Origin of the sequence: Streptomyces sp. NPDC002870 (assembly GCF_042888505.1) — a bacterium.
Taxonomy (GTDB): Bacteria; Actinomycetota; Actinomycetes; order Streptomycetales; family Streptomycetaceae; genus Streptomyces.
The window spans coordinates 1-16,572 of record NZ_JBIAPW010000060.1; the positions used below are offsets into that span (position 1 = coordinate 1).

Genomic DNA, 16,572 nt, shown 5'->3' on the forward strand with positions numbered 1-16,572 from the left:
CAACTTCGCCCGAGCACGGTTCACTTCGTGTGCGTCCACACCCCCAACATGCCCCCAAACACGACCAAGAGGAAGACCTAACGGAGTCCTACTAGAGCACCGACGACATGGACCAACTGCTTTAAAGCACCTTCAACAGGGACGGGGAGTCGTCGGCTGCCGAGGACGAGGAAGCGTCGACGGACGCGTCGGCCAAAACGGCCGGGAACCCGCTCGCGGCCGACGGCCACGACGGTGACCGCCACCTCGCCGCGGAGCCGGACGGCGCCCTGGAGATGCTGCGTGCCGAGGTTTACCGGGAACTGCAGCGCGGCCCCGTGGACTCGAGCAGGGTGGAGCGGGAGCACAGCAGCCTGCCCTCCTATCTGCTCAGTCAGCCGCTGCGCCGCCGCGGGCTCGGTCCCGCGGCATCCTCGGCCGCTGCGTCGACCGGCCCGGCGGCGTGACGCCGTGAGACGGCTCCACGTCCTGAAGCGCGTGGAGCGAGCCGGTGCGGGCGGTGGGCCCGACCGGGCGGTGCAGGCTGTCGCCTGCCGCCGGTCGGGCCCGACCCGGGGCCGCTCGTCCTAGGCGGGTACGGCCAGGTTCGGCCGCGGGTTCGCTGCGGGCACCCGGGGCCGGCCGGTCAGCAGCCGCTGACCAGCGTCGGCGCCTTCCACTTGCGCTTGTCGGGCGCGCCCGAGTCGGCGGCCCCCAGCGTGACGGACCCGTCGTTCCAACCGGTCACGTGCTTGCCGAACTGCTTGCTGACGATCGACACGTCACACCCGCCCGCTGTGGGCAGCTTCCAGCGCTGGCCCGGGTCCTTGGTGGTGCAACTGGAGAGGTACAGCTCCTTGCCGTCGGTGTCCAGGCACCGATTGGCGGCCACGCTCTTCAACAGGAACGTCCCGTCGCCCACGGTGTAGCGCTGCCAGGTGTCGCCGCTGCACGAACCCTGCACCACCCGGCGGCTGGACGCCTTCATGACGAGGCATTTGTCCGTCTGCTCGTTGGCCAGGCGGTGCTTTTGGGAGTCCCAGCCCACAGTAACGGTCTTGACGGTCATCGAGCGGCCCGTGGGGCGCTGCGCCTGCGGCTTCGGGGACTCGTCCGCTGCGCCGCCGCCCCCGTTCCCGTCGTCCGGCCCGCTCTCCTCGTCGGCCACGTCGATCTGCTGGGGCGCGGGTCCGGGCCCGGCGTCGGGCTCGGTGCCCCCCTCTTTCTCCGGCTTCTGGGGCCCCTTGGGAGCCTCAGGGACGTCGTCCTGCGCCACGAAGGTCCCCGGCTTCTGGGGTGCGTCCTCGCCGTCCGCCAGCAGCAGGTCCTGCGTCACATCGGCCGAGGCGATGTCTGCCCTGTCCTCGTCGCCCTGTCCCGACAGCACGAGAGGGACGGCCAGCAGCACTGCCCCGACCAGGGCCGCGGCCGCCAGCATGGGCTTCTTGGGGCGGCCGGGCGCGGACGGCTCGCCCGCGCCGTCGGGGGACGGACCGTCGCCGTCCGCACCGCGGGCCGACGCAACGGCAGTAGGGGCCGCAGGGGCGTTGTCGGCATTCTGGGCCGCCTCGGCCCGTGCCGCCGCCGGGCGGGCGGCGGCCGTTTCACCGGTTCGGCCGGGCTCACCGGTCCGGTCCGGCTCCGCGCGGGGGCCTGCTGCCGCCAGGGACGGTGCTTCCGCCGCGGGCGAGGCCGGCTCCGCTGCCGGAGCCGTGGGGGCCTCCTCACGGATGGATTGCGGTGCGGGCGCCGCAGCTGCCGGGCCCGGTGCGGCCGCGGCACCCCGACGGCCCCCCGATGCCCAGGAGTCGCCGGGGTCGCCCGCTACCGCGGCCAGCGTCACCGCCTGACGTATGGCCGCCGGATCCCGGGCGGGCTCGCGCCCTGGCCCGCCTTCCGACGCGGTACGCGGCTCGCTCCGGCCGCGATCCTGTCCTAGGGACATGAAGTCCTCCACAGTGGTCGAGCCGGGCCGGCGGATGTCCGCCGGCCCGGACGCTGTCCGGTGTGCGCCCGCCGCGGGCCAGGCCCCAAGGGGCCTGGCCCGGGCGCCACCGGGACTTGGGTTTGCCGGGGAGCCGGACGCACCGCGCTTGGCGAGGCGTGTGCCGCCGCCCCTTGGCTGATACGGGCCCCGCGCCGTTCGGTTCACTCAGGGCGGCGATCGATCGGCCGGCCGGGGAAGCGAGGCGGTGGCCCGTGGCCGGAGGCGGCAGCGGGCACGGGTCCGTACGGCGCGCTCTTCCCGTGCGCGGGTCGGGTCCGTACGGCGCCCTCTTCCCGTACGCCGGCCGCACCGCGAGGCCCGTCCACCGCGAGGCCCGTCCACCGCGGGGCCGTCCGCCGCCCCCCGCTCTTCTCAGGCCGGCACCGCCCCGGCCGCCAGATCGTCCGGCAGCAGCAGACGCAGGTCCTGGAGCGTCGGTGCCTCCAGCGCGCTCAGCCGACGGGCGTGCCGGGTCATCATCGACTCCAGCAACTGCCGCGCCAGCCTGGCGTTGCCGAAGGAACGGTCGCGCGGCAGCGTGTCGATGTGCGCGTGCAGCACGTCGTGCGTGGCGGGCGCCAGCTCGTACCCCGACTCGGCGGCGTGGTGGCCCATGATGGTCACCAGCTCCTGCGTGGAGTAGTTCTCGAAGGTGACGTGCCGGGAGAACCGCGACGCCAGGCCCGGGTTGGAGCCCAGGAACCGGCGCATCTCGCCGGTGTAGCCCGCCACGATGACCACGACCTTGTCGCGGTGGTCCTCCATCAGCTTCAGCAGCGTGTCCACGGCCTCGCGGCCGAAGTCGGAGGGCGAGTTCTCGGGGGTGAGGGTGTACGCCTCGTCGATGAACAGCACGCCGCCCATCGCCTGTTCGAACGCCTCTTTCGTCAGCTGGGCGGTGTGGCCGATGTAGCGGCCCACCAGGTCGGCCCGGGCGACCTCGACCAGTTGGCCCTGCGGCAGAACGCCCAGGGAGTGCAGCAGGTCCGCGTACAGCCGTGCCACGGTCGTCTTGCCGGTGCCGGGGGGCCCGGCGAAGACCAGGTGCTGGCTGATCCGCGGTGTGGGCAGCCCCGCGGCCTCCCGCTGCCGCGCCGTGGCCAGCAGGTTCACCAGGTCCCGCACTTCGCGCTTGACCGCGTCGAGCCCGACCATGTTCTCCATCCGTGCCAGCATGTCGTCCTTGTCGGCCGCGGCGCCCGCGCCGTCCGCCGCGACGGCGCCGGTGTCCTCCGGCAGCAGCAGCGACAGGTCGGCCTCGCCCGGGTCGGGCAGTGCGGCCAGCCGTGACGCCTGCCGGTCGACCATCTCCTCGAAGACCTGCCGTGCGGCGCGGCCGTTGCCGAACGTGGCGTCGCGTGGCATCGCCTCGTACCGGACCGCCAGCGCCTGACGGGTCGCCGGGGCCAAGGTGTACTGGTGCGCCTCGCACATGGACTCGGTGATGGTCACCAGTTCGTCCACGGAGTAGTTGCCGAACTCGATGGTGCGGGTGAAGCGCGAGGCGAGGCCCGGGTTGGAGGAGAGGAACCCCGCCATCTCGTCGGTGTAGCCGGCCGCCACCACGACGACCTCGTCGCGGTGGTCCTCCATCAGCTTCAGCAGCGTGTCGATGGCCTCGCGACCGAAATCGGCCCCGCTGCTGCCCTTGCCGCCGGAGCTGAGGGTGTACGCCTCGTCGACGAACAGCACGCCGCCGAGGGCCTTGTTGAACGCCTCGGTGGTCTTGATGGCCGTGCCGCCGACGAACTGCGCCACCAGGTCGGCGCGGGAGACCTCCACCAGGTGACCCGAGCTCAGCACGCCCAGCTCGGCCAGGATGGAGCCGTACAGCCGCGCCACCGTGGTCTTGCCGGTGCCGGGTGCACCGGCGAAGACGATGTGACGGCTCATGGGCGGCACGGACATTCCCAGCCGTGCCCGGCGCTGGGCCATCTCGTTGAGGTTGATCAGCGTGCGGACCTGGCTCTTGACATCCGCCAGGCCGGTCAGCGCCTCCAGCTCGGCGAGCGGCCCCTCGGGGGTTGTGGGCTCCACGGCGGCGCCCGCCGGCATACCGCCGCCCGGCTCCCAGCCCGAGGTGCGCTCGGACGCGCCGCCGGCACCCTCGGGGCTCGCGGCACTCAGGCCGTTGCCGGTGTCGTTCAGGTTCTCCACGGCCAGCCGGTCTCCGCCGCGGGTGGCGCGCAGCCCGTAGCCCTTGTTGTCGCGCACCGTGCAGCCGATGACCTCGACCGGCTCGGCGCTGTCGATCCGTATGCCGTCGCCCGTGGACTCGGCGACCTCGCACGAGTGCAGCGCCGTACGGGCCTGTGCGGACACCAGCACACCGTGGCCGCCGGAGGCCAGCACCCGGATGCGGGTCAGCGTCAGGTCGGCGCCCTTGCGCACCGCCACGCCGGACGAGCCGCTGGCGCGGATCTCGCAGTCCCGCAGCGTGCCGCGGGCGCCCTCACCGGCACTGACACCCGCGTCGGCGGCCCCCTGCACCAGGGTGTCTCCAAGGTAGGGGTTGCCGCCGTCGGCGATGTGCACACCCGAGCCCGCCGCCTGGTGCACGGCGCAGTCCTCCAGTCGGCCGCGGCCCTCCTCGGTGACCTCCACGCCGTGGCCACCGGCACCGGTGACGGTGGCGCGGCGCAGCAGCGGGTTGGCGCCGGAGCGGACGGAGATGCCCACGCCCGCGCAGTCGGTCACGTCCAGCCGGTCGAACTCCGCGGCCGAATCCTCGGCCAGCCATACCGCCGCGCCGGCGGCGGCGCAGTCCCGTACGGCGGTGGTGTGGAAGGACGGCGTCGCGCCGCCGGAGACGCGGATCGCCGGGGCTTGCGCGGTGGCGAAGGCGCAGTCGTGGAAGGTGCCGCGCGCCCGCTCGGTGACGACCACGCCGCTGTCCTTGGTCCGCTCGGTGCGGCAGCCGGTGAACATCGGGTCGGTGCCGGAGGACAGCACGATCGCCGGGCCAGTGGTGCCGGTGACGGTCACCGCGTCCAGCGACTGGCGCGAGGCGCTGGTGACGAAGACGCCGACGGCGGTGTCGTGCACGGTCGTCTCGCGCACGTCCGCCACGCAGCGGCCCTCCAGCGCCAGCGCCGGCTTGTCGGCGGAGGTGATGTCGCACCCGGTGATCAGTGCTTCGGCCTCGCCGTTGCACAGCACGCCGTTGCCGCGGGCGTCGCGCATCCGGCAGCCGCGGACGGTGGCCCGGCCCCGCTCGCTGACCACCACGCCCGAAGTGCCCAGGTGCTCGATCAGGCAGTCGTCCACGACGCTGCCGGTCGGGGAGGTGATCACCACGCCCGCCCCTACGGGGTTGGTGACCCGGCAGCCGCGCATGGCCAGCGACCCGGTCTCCCGGGCGAGCACCGCCGCCCACCCCGACCCGATCACGACGCAGTTGTCCAGCGCCACCTCGCCGCGCGCCGCGTCCACCACCGGCAGGTCCTCCTGGCCGCCGCGCAGCACCAGGTCGGTGAGCATCACCGCGTCGGCGACGAGGGTGATGGCGCTGCCGCGGCGCGGGCAGATCTCCACGCCACCCGGGTCGCCGTCGGCAACGACGGTCACGCGAGTGCGGATGGTGAGGTTTTCGGCGTAACGGCCCGGCCGGACGCGGATCACCGCACCGGTACGGGCCTTCGCCAGCGCCTCGCCGATGGTCCGGAAGCAGTCCGGTTGTTCCAGGCAGACCGTCAGCAACTGCCGTGACACCCTCGACCTCTTCTCATTTTCATGCCGCTGCCCCGCGTGCCCCGGCTCCCGGGCATGGGAAAGGGGAACCGGCACGTTCGCTCTTGCCTACGAGGGAGACGGAGTTCCAGTTCGAGGTCATCGCAACAACTTCGTCTTCCCGGGGGATTAGGTACAGCGATATGCCGGGTGTATGGGTACGGATGGGGCGATACGGGACCGTGTGATCGTGCGAGAGCAGAGCGGGCACAGAAGGACGCGTAGGGGCGGGAAGGGTGCGCGCCCGACGCGCTGGGGCGGGCGGGCGGGCCATGGGCGCCGCTGCCGAGGAAACCCGGCCGGATGCCCGGCGACCGCGCCCGGCACCGGGCACGGTCGCCGGGCGGCAGGGGCAGCCGGACCACGTGGGCCGTGCGGTGCGGGCTTTCGGTAGCGGCCGGTGCGGCCCTTCGGTGAGCGGCACGGTCGCCGCCCCCGGGACCGCCCCGGGACCGCCGCCCTGGGACCGCTCCAGGACTGGGCTCCCGTCGCCGCTCACGGTGGAGCGGCTCACAAGCCGGTCGGGGCGTGCACGCGCTCCGCCCTCGCACCGCTTGACGGCCGCGGCCCGTCCGTCGCAACCGCACGCGAGCGGTGCCCGCCTGGGCGGACCGGAGGTGAACCCCCCTCGGGGCGCGCACGTTCACAGCGGTATGCCCGCCACGCGCCCGACCCGCCGCTCCCGCGCCGCCCGCCTGTTCGCGGTGACCCTGTCCGCGGCGACGCTCTCGCTGTCCGCCGCGTCCGCCGCAGCGCCTGCCTCGGCGGCCCCGCAGGTACCGGCGGCCGGTCCGACCCCGGCCGGGGAGGCGGTCAGCCTTCCCCAACTGCGTACCGCCCTGGCCGCGGACGCCACGTGCGCCGTGGGCTCGCAGGAGACGGCCGCCGAGCAGCCGTGGTCCCGCCAGGCCCTCGGGCTGGACCGGGTATGGCGGCTGTCGCAGGGCGAGGACGTGACGGTGGCGGTCGTGGACACCGGGGTCTCCACCACGGTCCCGGCGCTGGACGGCCGGGTGACCGCCGTGGGCGACGCGGGGGAGGACTGCGTCGGCCACGGCACCTTCGCCGCGGGCCTGATCGCCGCCGCGCGGCTCGACGGGGTCGGCGTCGCCGGGGTGGCGCCCCATGTGCGCATCCTCGCGGTACGGGGCACAGACGAGCGCGGCACCGCTACCGCGGACCGCGTGGCGCAGGGCATCCGGGCGGCGGCCGACCGCAAGGCGGACGTGATCTACGTGGGGCTCGCGCTGACCACCGGTCGGGAGGAGCTGACGGACGCGGTGTCGTACGCGGCAGCCCGCGACGCGCTGGTCGTCGCCCCGGCCGCGCCGGACGCCGTGCCCAAGGACCCTGCCACCGGGGACCCTGGCCCCCGGCCCCGCCCCTACTTCCCCGGGTTCCTCCCCGATGTGCTGTCCGTCATGGACCACGGAACCGGCGGGGCACGCCCAGAGGACGCGGTGCCGGTGTTCTCCGCCGACCTCGCGGCCCCCGGCGGCGCGGTGGTGAGCATCGGCCCGCGCGGTTCGGGCCACTACATCGGCTCCGGCTCCTCGCTCGCGGCGGCCCACGTCGCGGGCGCCGCGGCCCTGGTCCGCGCGTACCAACCGGAGCTGGACGCGGCGGAGGTCTCGCGGCGGCTGGTGGCGTTCGCGTACCCCGCCGACGTGCCGATGCTGGACCCGTACGCGGCGGTGGCTGCCGTCGCCGCGGACCGGGCCGGGCAGCGCCCGGCCCAGGCCCCGGCGCACGTCCCCGGACCCCCGCCCGCCGCCACCCAAGCCCGCGCCCTGATGGTGGCGGCGGCGGGCGGCGCGGTGGTGCTCCTGGTCGCGGCTGGGGCGGTGATCGTCCCCAGGGGGAAGGCCCGGAGCTGGCAGCCGGCGGGGATGGACGGCGCGGGTGGCGCGGGCAGTGCGGGTGGCGCGGGTGGCGCGGGTGGCGCGGACGGCGCGGACGGCGCGGACGGTGTGGGCAGTGCGGATGGTGTGTACGGCGCGGACGGTGTGGGCAGTGCGGAAGGTGCGGGCGGCGCGGACGGCGACTGAGGGCGGGGAGAACGGCGGCAGGGCCGCGACCGGCTCAGGGCAGGCGGTGAGCGGCCGCCCCCGGGGGGCCGCCTGACGGGACTCCGGACACCCTCGGACATCTCCGGACACCGGCCATCGGCAGGTGAAACGGTCGGCGCCGCAGGGATCCACCACGATTGCCGCCATGGCCACCGTGCTGTCGGGACATTCGGCGCGGTCATCTCCCCGTGCTCGGCCGAGGCGGCGAGCCTGTGAGCCGGTGCGCGGCGGTCGACTCCCTGCCCGTGGCTGTGCGGCGCGCCGGGCGTCGGCAGGACGACGGTCGCCTGGGGCTTGGCGCCCAGCTCACGCGTGCCGGGACCGAGTGGCCGGCGTCGGCACTGACCAACTGCGGATCTGCCGTCCGGCGCCCGTGCTCGAACCGCCGCCCCCGTGCCGGAGCCGCGGTCCGTCCGGCGCGTGTGCTCGTGCCGCCCGGCCCCGCGCCCAGGAACCCCGCCCCCGCACCCGAGACGCCGCCCGCCCCCGCGCCCGTGCCGGAACCGCGCCCCCGTGCCGGAAACCGCCGCCCCCGCGCCGGGCGCTGCCGACCCGGCCCCGCCCATGGGGCCGGACCCGCGGCGCGTAGGCCTTCTCACTGCCCCTCCGAAGGCTCCTCCTCCACCAGCGCCGTCTGGATCTGCACCGTCTTGCGGCGGGCGATGCGCACCGCGCGGCCCGGGATGAGGATGCGGCCCTTCTGGCTGCCGAAGACGTAGCCCTCCGACGGCGGGCAGGACATCTGCAGGGCCGGGGTGTTGATCTCCAGCAGGCGGCGCATCAGCGACTCGCCCATGCCGCGCGCGGCGCCGTTGGCGGCGCGGGTGACGATCAGGTGCAGGCCGACCTCCCAGCCCATCGCCAGGTGGTCCACCAGCGGGGCCAGCGGCTGGTTGACGACGCTGCCGCCGACCATGTCGTAGTCGTCGACGAGGATGAACAGCCGTGGGCCTGTCCACCAGTCGCACCGCTTCATCTGCGCGGGTGCGACGTCGGGGCCGGGCACGCGGGTGCGTATGGCGCGGGCGGCGCCGTCGACCAGGTCCTTGAGGCCTTCGGTGGACACGGCATGGCCGAGCCGGTACTCCTCGGGGACGGTTTCCACCAACTCGCGGCGGTAGTCCACCACCAGGATGCGGGCCTCGGCCGGGGTGTAGCGCGCGGTGATGGCGCGGGTCATCAGCCGCAGCAGGTTGGTCTTGCCGCTCTCTGTGTCGCCGACAGCGATCATGTGGGGGTTCTGGGAGAAGTCGTGCCAGACCGGCTCCAGCCGTTCCTCCTCCAGGCCGAGCGCCACGCGGAAGTCGCCCTCGGGCGCGGGCAGTTCCGCGGCGGACAGCGTCGTGGGCAGCATACGCAGCTGCGGGGCGGGTGGGCCGGACCAGCTTTCGGAGACGGCGGCGACCAGGGCGGACACCCCCTCCGACAGATCCTCGGCCGACTCCACGCCGTCGATGCGCGGCAGTGCGGCGAGGTAGTGCAGCAGCTCGGAGGTCAGGCCGCGGCCTGGGATGCGGGGGACGGCAGCGGCGCGGCGGGAGTTGAACTCGGAGTCCATCGCGTCGCCCATGCGCAGCTCCAGGTGGGTGGCGGCCTGGTCCCGTACCGCAGAGGACAGCTCCACCCACCGGGCGGTGGTGGTGATCAGGTGGATGCCGTAGTTCAGGCCGCGGGCGGCCAGCGCGTTGAACGTGGAGACCTGCTGGTCGAAGTCCTGGCGCACCGTCGACCAGCCGTCGGTGACGAGGAACACGTCGCCGTGAGTCTCGCCGGGGAACTCCCCGGCCGCGCGGCGGCGCCGGTAGGCCGCCATGGAGTCGATGCCCTCGGCGAGGAAGAACTGCTCGCGGTGCGCCAGCAACGCGTTGACCTCGGAGATCACGCGGCCGACGCGCTCGGGGTCCAGGCGTGGGGCGATGCCGACCATGTGCGGCAGCCCGGCCAGGCCGGACAGTGTGCCCCCGCCGAAGTCCAGGCAGTAGAACTGCACCTCGCGGGGGGTGTGGGTGAGGGCCAGGGAGGTGATGAGGGTGCGCACGAGCGTGCTTTTACCGCTCTGCGGCCCGCCGGCGATGGCGACGTGCCCGCCCGCGCCGGACAGGTCCACCGTCAGCAGCTCGCGGAGCTGGTCGAAGGGACGGTCGACGAGGCCGACGGGCACCGTGAGCCGGCCGCGGTGCGGCCAGTCCGCGGTGGTCAGCCCATGCTGCGCGTCCTCGGTGAGCGGCGGCAGAAGCTGGTCCAGGGTGGGCGGCGTCTCCAGCGGCGGCAGCCACACCTGGTGGGCGGGCGGGCCGGCGTCGCGCAGCCGCTCCACGGCCACCGACAGCAGGGTGTCGGCGGTCTCCTCCTCAGCCTCCGGGGTCTCGGGCGCCTCGGACTCGTCGGGCTGGCCGGGGAGCTGTCGCGGAACCACCCACTCGGCCGTCCAGGGCACGACCTGGCTGGCGATCCGGGCCCGGTTGGCGGCGCCGGCGCGCCGGCGGTACGGGCCGGAGACGTACGCGGCGCGGAACCGGGTCAGCTCCTCCACGCCCGTCTTGAGGTAGCCGTTGCCCGGCTGGGGCGGCAGCTGATACGCGTCCGGGACGCCCAGGACCCCGCGGCTCTCCATGGCGGAGAAGGTGCGCAGGCCGATCCGGTACGACAGGTGGCCCTCCAACTGGTGCACCCGGCCCTCGTCCAGTCGCTGGGAGGCGAGCAGCAGGTGCACCCCGAGGCTGCGCCCCAGTCGGCCGATCATGACGAACAGCTCCATGAACTCGCGGTGCGCGGCCAGCAGTTCGCTGAACTCGTCGACGACCACGAACAGGCTGGGCAGCGGGGCCAGCGGGGTGCCGGACGCGCGCGCTTTCTCGTACTCCAGCGCGGAGGTGTAGTTGCCCGCCGACCGCAGCAGTTCCTGGCGGCGCATCAGCTCGCCGTGCAGCGCGTCCTGCATCCGCCCCACCAGGGCCACTTCGTCGGCGAGGTTGGTGATGACGGCCGAGGTGTGCGGCAGTTCGTCGAGGCCGAGGAAAGTGGCGCCGCCCTTGAAGTCGACCAGGACGAAGTTGAGGGTCTCGGAGGAGTTGGTCAGGGCAAGCGCCAGGACGAGGGTGCGCAGCAGTTCGCTCTTGCCGGAGCCGGTGGCGCCGATGAGCATCCCGTGGGGACCCGTGCCGCCCTGCGCCGACTCCTTGATGTCCAGCTCGACGGGGCCGCCACTGGGGCCGATGGCGATGGGCACGCGCAGCCGGCTGCTGCCGGTGGCACGCTCCCACAGCTGCCCGGGCTCGTGGCGGTGCAGATCGGGGATACCCAGCAGAGTGGTCAGCTCGGTGTCGCTCGACAGGGACTGGCCGGTGTCTCCTCCCAGACTCAGCCGATAGGGCGAGAGGACCTTGGCCAGGGCGGTGGCGGCCACGGGACCGAGGGCGTCGGGCCGGCCGAGGTAGGTGCTCTGCTCCTGGCGGTCCCGGTCGGTGCGGACCAGCCGTACGGCGTCGGCGGAGACGTCCAGCCGCAGCGTGGCGCGGCCCGGGCGCCAGGACAGCGAGCCGGCCAGGTCCAGCACGACCGCGTTGCGGAAGCCGTGGCCGTCCAACCGGTGGCCGCCGGGGACGGTGGTGCCGTCCACGACGATCACGGTGAAGGGCTCTTCCGGACCGGGGAGGGTGTCGGAGTCGTAGGGGGGCCGTTCGGTGAACTCCGGGCCCAGCAGGTTCTCCAGCTCGCCGAACGCGGAGACGATCATCCGGGTGGGGCCGGCCCCGTCGGTCTCCTCGCGGTGCAGCACGTGCGGCAGCCACTTGGCCCATTCCCACTCCGTGCGGCGCTCGTCGGACACGCACAGCACCAGCCACAGGTCGTCGGGGGAGTGGAAGGTGGTCAGCTGCGCCAGCACCGCCCGCACGAGCGCGCGGATGTGGTCCTCGTCGCCGCGGAACAGCACCCGCGCCCAGGAGCGCAGGTAGATGGCGATGGGCTGGTCGGGAACGGTGGAGTAGGCGCGGATGAAGCTGCGCAGCGCGTGCGCGCTCAGCGGCTCCAGGTCCTCCACCGGGTTGGTCGACAGCGGCGCCAGCCGCAGGCCCAGCTTCTGCTCGCCGACCGCCAGCCGCACCTCGCTGAAGTCCTCGTCGGTGGTGCGCCGCTCCCACAGCCGGGAGGTGCGCACCATCGCGGCCAGCGCCACCGGGTCCGGGTGGCGCCAGGCCAGGGCCTGCTGCTGGCCGGCGACGGCATCGCGCACCTTGCGCCGGATCTGCGACAGGTAGCGCAGGTAGTCGCGGCGTTCGCCCTTGAGCTGCTGCTTGCGCTCGCTGCTGCGGCGCATGAACTGACCGATCATCATGGCGGCCGCGGAGAGCACCATCAAGCCGATGGCGAGGTACATGAAGCCGCCGGCCATGCCCGGTCTGATGAACATGAGCATCATCGAGACCGACATGAGAGCGGTGGGCAGGTAGTTCCACACCGCGGAGCTGTCGGGGACCAACTCGGGCAGGGTGGGCGGCTCCTGGAGACTCAGCTCGCCCTCGGGCATGTCGGGCCCGCGGCGGCGGGCGGGCCTGCGGAACAGCACCACACTCAACGGGGATCTCCTTCAAAGTCGCCGGGCACAGCCGCCGTTGACCGGCCGCCGCGGCGCGGGGACGGTGCGGGCTGGGAGAGGAACGGCGAGGACGCCGGAGAAAGTAAGTCCGACGCCTCGAACCGGAGCGGCGGTGCCGCCGTAAGGGTCAGCAGATGATGCTCGGAAGATCCACCGGCTTGCATGAGCCGGGCCGCGCAACCGGCCGACGGTGCGCGATCGACCACACTACGCGAAAAGCTACCTGAAAAACACATATAAGAAGATTTCATTTCCTAATGGACGAAGCGACAGGAAGGGCGTGGACCGGTTTCCATGACCGACAGTCAGGTGGTGACGTTGTGCCACCTCAACGTGCGTGCGCCCGGCAAGAACATTGACCTGGCGGTGCCCACCGACATCCCCGTGGCCGACCTGCTGCCCGTCCTGCTCGGCTACTGCGAGAAGGACACGGAGGAGAGCGGACCGGACCACGGTGGCTGGGTCCTCCAGCGGCTGGGCGAGGCGCCGCTCGACGAGGAGGCGACGCTGGAGAGCCTGGGCCTGCGCGACGGCGAGACGCTGCACCTGCGGCCGCGGGCCGAGTCCCTGCCCGAAGTGCACCTGGACGACTTGGTGGACGGCATCGCCGGCACCATGCGGCAGCGCCCGCACGGCTGGTCGCCGCAGGCCAGCCGCCGGCTGCTGGTGGGCATGGCGGTGGCCGTTCTCACGGCCGGGGTGGTGGTCCTGGCCCTGCCCGGCGGGTCGGGGGCTCTCCGGGCGCTGGCCGCGACGGCGGCCGGGCTGCTGCTGATCGGCGGCGCGGGCTCGGCCAGCCGCGCGGTGGGCGACGCGGGGGCGGGCGCGGCCCTGGGCTTCATGGCGGCTCCGTACCTGGCGCTTGCGGGCTGGCTGCTGCCGGGCGGCGCGCTCGAGGGCCCGCACGCCTGGGAGGTGCTGGGTGCCCGGCTGCTGGCCGCCTCGGCCGCCGCGGCCGGCGCCGCGGTCCTGGCCCTCGCCGCTGTGGCCTCGTACGCCGTGCTCTCCCTCGGTCTGTGCGTCCTGGCGGTCGCCGGGGCGCTGGCCGGGGTGCTCATGCTCGTCGCCGACCTGCCGCCGGGGCACTGCGCGGGCGTCGTGGCCCTGGTGGCGGTCATCTTCGGCGCTTTCGTGCCGTCGCTGGCGTTCCGGCTGTCGGGCCTGCGGATGCCGCCGCTGCCGACCAACGCCGACCAGCTCCAGGAAGGCATCGATCCGCACCCCACCGCGGTCGTCTCCGCCCGCGCGGTGATCGCCGACGGCTGGATGACCTCGCTGTACGGGGCCACCGGCGCCATCTGCGCCATGTGCCTGGCGGTCCTGGCCACCGAGCCGGACCTGCCCGAGGTGCTGACCATGGCGGCCCTGTCGCTCCTGCTGCTGCTGCACTCCCGAGGCCTGGGCAACGTATGGCAGCGGTTGTCGCTGGCGGTCCCCGGCGTGCTCGGCGCGCTGCTGCTGGCGCTGGCCGGCGCGCATTCCTTCGGGCTGACCGGGCGGCTGCTGCTGGCCGCGGGGCTGCTGGCCGCCACGGCCGTGCTGGCCGTCGCCGCCTGGACGGTGCCCGGCCGCCGCCTGGTGCCGTACTGGGGCCGCGGCGCCGAGCTGCTGCACTCTCTCGCGGCGATCAGCCTGCTGCCACTGGCTCTATGGGTGCTCGGCGTGTACGGCGCCCTGCGGGCGATCAAGGGCTGACGGGGAGGCGGCGATGCAGACCAAACGCGACCAGGTGCAGGCGCACATGTTCGTCATGGGGCGCTTGACCTCCAGCATGCTCAGATCCGACCCGGACGCCCCGGAGAGCCCCCAGGGGCGCACCAACCGCGGCACGGCCATCGGCGTGGTCATCGGGGTGATCGTGTGCGCGGGCGCGTTCGTCTTCGGCCTGATCAAGCCCGGGACCAAGGACTCCTGGCAGACCTCGGGAAACCTGATCGTCAACCGGGACACCGGCTCCCGCTATCTGTACCTGGACGGGCGGCTGCGGCCGGTGCGCAACTACGCGTCCGCACGCCTGCTGGCGGGTGCGGACCTGAAGAGCAGCACGGTCGGCGGCAAGTCGCTGCGCGGCACCCCGACCGGGTCGCCGGTGGGCATACCCGGCGCGCCGGACACACTGCCGGGCGCCGGCGATCTGGTGTCTGGGCCGTGGCAGGTGTGTTCCCGGCCGGTTGCGGACACCGGCGGTGCGGCGGACGGCGGCGGTACGGACGCCGGGCCGGACGCCGGGCCGGGCGGCCGGAAGCGGCCCGCCACCGTCACCACGCTCGCTGTGGGGTCCGACGCCGCCGACGTCCCCCTGGGGCGGGACCGGGGGTTGCTGGTCACCGGGCCGGACGGGACCGCCTACCTGGTGTGGCAGGGCAGCCGGCTGCGTCTGGACCGGGCCGCACGGGCGGCCGACGCGCTGGGCTACGGCTCCACCGCCCCGCTGCCCGTCTCGGCCGCCTTCCTCACCGCCCTCCCGGCGGGCCCCGACCTGACGCCCCCTCCGGTCCCCGGCCGAGGCAAGCCGGGGCCGGTGCTGGGCGGTCAGGCGACCACGGTCGGGCAGGTCTTCCGCGTCACCGTCCCCGGTTCCGTGCCCCGGCTGCACCTGCTGCGTCAGGACGGCTTGGTGCCGCTCACCGACACTGCGGCCGCGCTGCTGCTCGGCGACCCGGCCACCCGTCAGCAGGCGTACGGGGGCGGCGCGGCTCTCGTCCGGCAACTCGGCGCCGACGCCCTGACCGGCAACCTGGCCCCGGGGACGGCCAAGGCGGTGCTCGGCGCCGGGTTGCCCGCCTCGCCCCCGAGAGCGGCCGAGGTGACGGGGGACTTGGCGCCGTGCGTACGGATCCAGCCCGATGGGGACGGCCCGCGGGTGGGCGTCGCCCTGGTCGCGGACAGCGCGCTGGGACCTGCCGCGCAGCCCCCCGCCGAGGGAATGGTCCCGGCCTGCCTGCCGGTGGACCGGATCACCGTGCCCGCGGGCAGCGGGGCGCTGGTGCACGTGCTCGGCGGTGGTGGCACAGAGGTGGGGAACACCGCGTATCTGGTGACGGACACCGGCATGAAGTACCGGGTGCCGGACGCCGCGGCCATGAAGGCGCTCGGCTACGCCGGTGCGACCCCACGTGCCCTGCCGTCGCTGCTGCTGTCGATGGTGCCTACGGGCCCTGACCTGACCACCGAGGCGGCCGCGGACGGAAAGGCCGTGCCTACCGCTCCGCGCTGCGCCGAAAACGGCGCCAGGAGGAGGTGAGACGTTGCGCATTTGCTATTCACGGTGCTCTCGAAAGTCTCCGTGAAGTATCTGAAAAAATGACGAGAAGTCCTGAAAGAGAGGTTTAGGAAATGCCTTCCACCGGTGGCCAGAGGTCAAATGCCCGCGACCTTCAGGCAGCTATATCCGCGCTGACCATGGCGGACAACGGCCTCACGCGCATCAGAGCGGACGTCGAGAACACGAAGCACGACCTGGCCGCCCGCTTTGGCGGCGGCGACGGCGGTGCGTACGGCAACCTCATCACGGGGTGGGAGTTCCAGGCGAACCGAATCCATGAAGCCCTGAACCGGCTGCGGGGGAAATTGGAGACGACACTCCAGGTGAAGCAGCAGGAGCAGGGCGCGAACGTGGACTCCATCCATCAGCGCACCGTCCAGAACGAGCAGGTCTTCCACGATCTGACCCGCTGAGCGGCCGGACCGCGCCGCCCGCGGCGCGGTCCTCCGGCGGTGCGTCCGCCGGTATTCCGACTTCCCCGGCACCGGGGAGAAAAGGAGAAATAAAATGCCCGACTTCACCGACGGCATAATCCACGTCGAATACAGCCACACCGAGAACGCGGCCGAAAACCTGATGAGCCAGACAGTCGCCATCGAGACCACTCTCGATAACCTGGAGCAGGAACTCGTTGCGCTGATTACCTGGGAGGGTGAAGACAAGACCGCGTACGTGACAATCCAGAGTGAGTGGAACAACGCGGTGGTGAAGATGAAAGATGATCTCTTGGGGAACAAGGTGCTGCTCGAGGACATCACCGACAACTACCGTCGCAGCGAGCAGCGACTCGTCGAGGCTTTTCTCGACTAGGACAGAACGGCGCCCGCGCGATTCACCGGACGCCGTGGGGGCGGGGGGGGCGGGGGGGCCCGCCCCCGCCCCCCCCCCCCCCCCCCCCCGCCCCCCCCCCGGGGGGGGGCGGGGGGGGCGGCCCCCCCCCCCCCCG

General features: G+C 73.5%; 9 protein-coding genes. 6 read left to right on the top strand and 3 right to left on the bottom strand.

All coding sequences use genetic code 11. The features are described 5' to 3' along the window. The first annotated feature begins 275 nt into the window (after positions 1-275). On the top strand, positions 276-446 hold the full coding sequence (locus ACFYWY_RS37150) for a hypothetical protein (RefSeq protein ID WP_389195593.1): 171 nt from the start codon (positions 276-278) through the stop codon (positions 444-446). A gap of 179 nt (positions 447-625) precedes the next feature. Here the strand turns inward: ACFYWY_RS37150 and ACFYWY_RS37155 are convergent, their stop codons facing one another. Continuing rightward, positions 626-1,924 carry an RICIN domain-containing protein gene (locus tag ACFYWY_RS37155; RefSeq protein ID WP_389195596.1) on the bottom strand — a complete coding sequence of 433 codons (1,299 nt, stop codon included), beginning with the start codon at positions 1,922-1,924 and terminating at the stop codon, positions 626-628. 414 nt (positions 1,925-2,338) lie between these two features. Next, on the bottom strand, positions 2,339-5,677 hold the full coding sequence (locus ACFYWY_RS37160; protein WP_389195599.1) for a right-handed parallel beta-helix repeat-containing protein: 3,339 nt from the start codon (positions 5,675-5,677) through the stop codon (positions 2,339-2,341). A gap of 671 nt (positions 5,678-6,348) precedes the next feature. Here ACFYWY_RS37160 and ACFYWY_RS37165 point away from each other — a divergent pair. Further along, positions 6,349-7,743 (top strand): S8 family serine peptidase, encoded by a 1,395-nt coding sequence (locus ACFYWY_RS37165; protein WP_389195602.1) that lies wholly within the window; start codon positions 6,349-6,351, stop codon positions 7,741-7,743. Between the two features lie 616 nt (positions 7,744-8,359). On the opposite strand, the gene eccCa is transcribed toward ACFYWY_RS37165, so the two are convergent. Further along, the gene (gene eccCa / locus ACFYWY_RS37170; RefSeq protein ID WP_389195618.1) at positions 8,360-12,334 is read right to left on the bottom strand and encodes a type VII secretion protein EccCa; all 3,975 of its coding nucleotides are present in this window, start codon (positions 12,332-12,334) and stop codon (positions 8,360-8,362) included. 321 nt (positions 12,335-12,655) lie between these two features. On the opposite strand from eccCa, the gene eccD reads away from it, so the two are divergent. The 4 genes from eccD (at position 12,656) to ACFYWY_RS37190 (ending at position 16,436) form a co-directional block, all read left to right on the top strand. Next, complete coding sequence (eccD, locus tag ACFYWY_RS37175) at positions 12,656-14,056, top strand: type VII secretion integral membrane protein EccD (RefSeq protein WP_389195605.1); 1,401 nt, start codon at positions 12,656-12,658, stop codon at positions 14,054-14,056. A gap of 13 nt (positions 14,057-14,069) precedes the next feature. Further along, positions 14,070-15,605: a type VII secretion protein EccB gene (gene eccB / locus ACFYWY_RS37180; RefSeq protein WP_389195608.1), complete on the top strand. Its 1,536-nt coding sequence runs from the start codon at positions 14,070-14,072 to the stop codon at positions 15,603-15,605. A gap of 92 nt (positions 15,606-15,697) precedes the next feature. Beyond that, complete coding sequence (locus ACFYWY_RS37185; protein ID WP_389195612.1) at positions 15,698-16,039, top strand: hypothetical protein; 342 nt, start codon at positions 15,698-15,700, stop codon at positions 16,037-16,039. A 94-nt stretch (positions 16,040-16,133) separates the two neighbouring features. After that, positions 16,134-16,436, top strand: a complete 303-nt coding sequence (locus ACFYWY_RS37190) for a WXG100 family type VII secretion target (RefSeq protein WP_389195615.1) — start codon at positions 16,134-16,136, stop codon at positions 16,434-16,436. Positions 16,437-16,572: the final 136 nt, after the last annotated feature.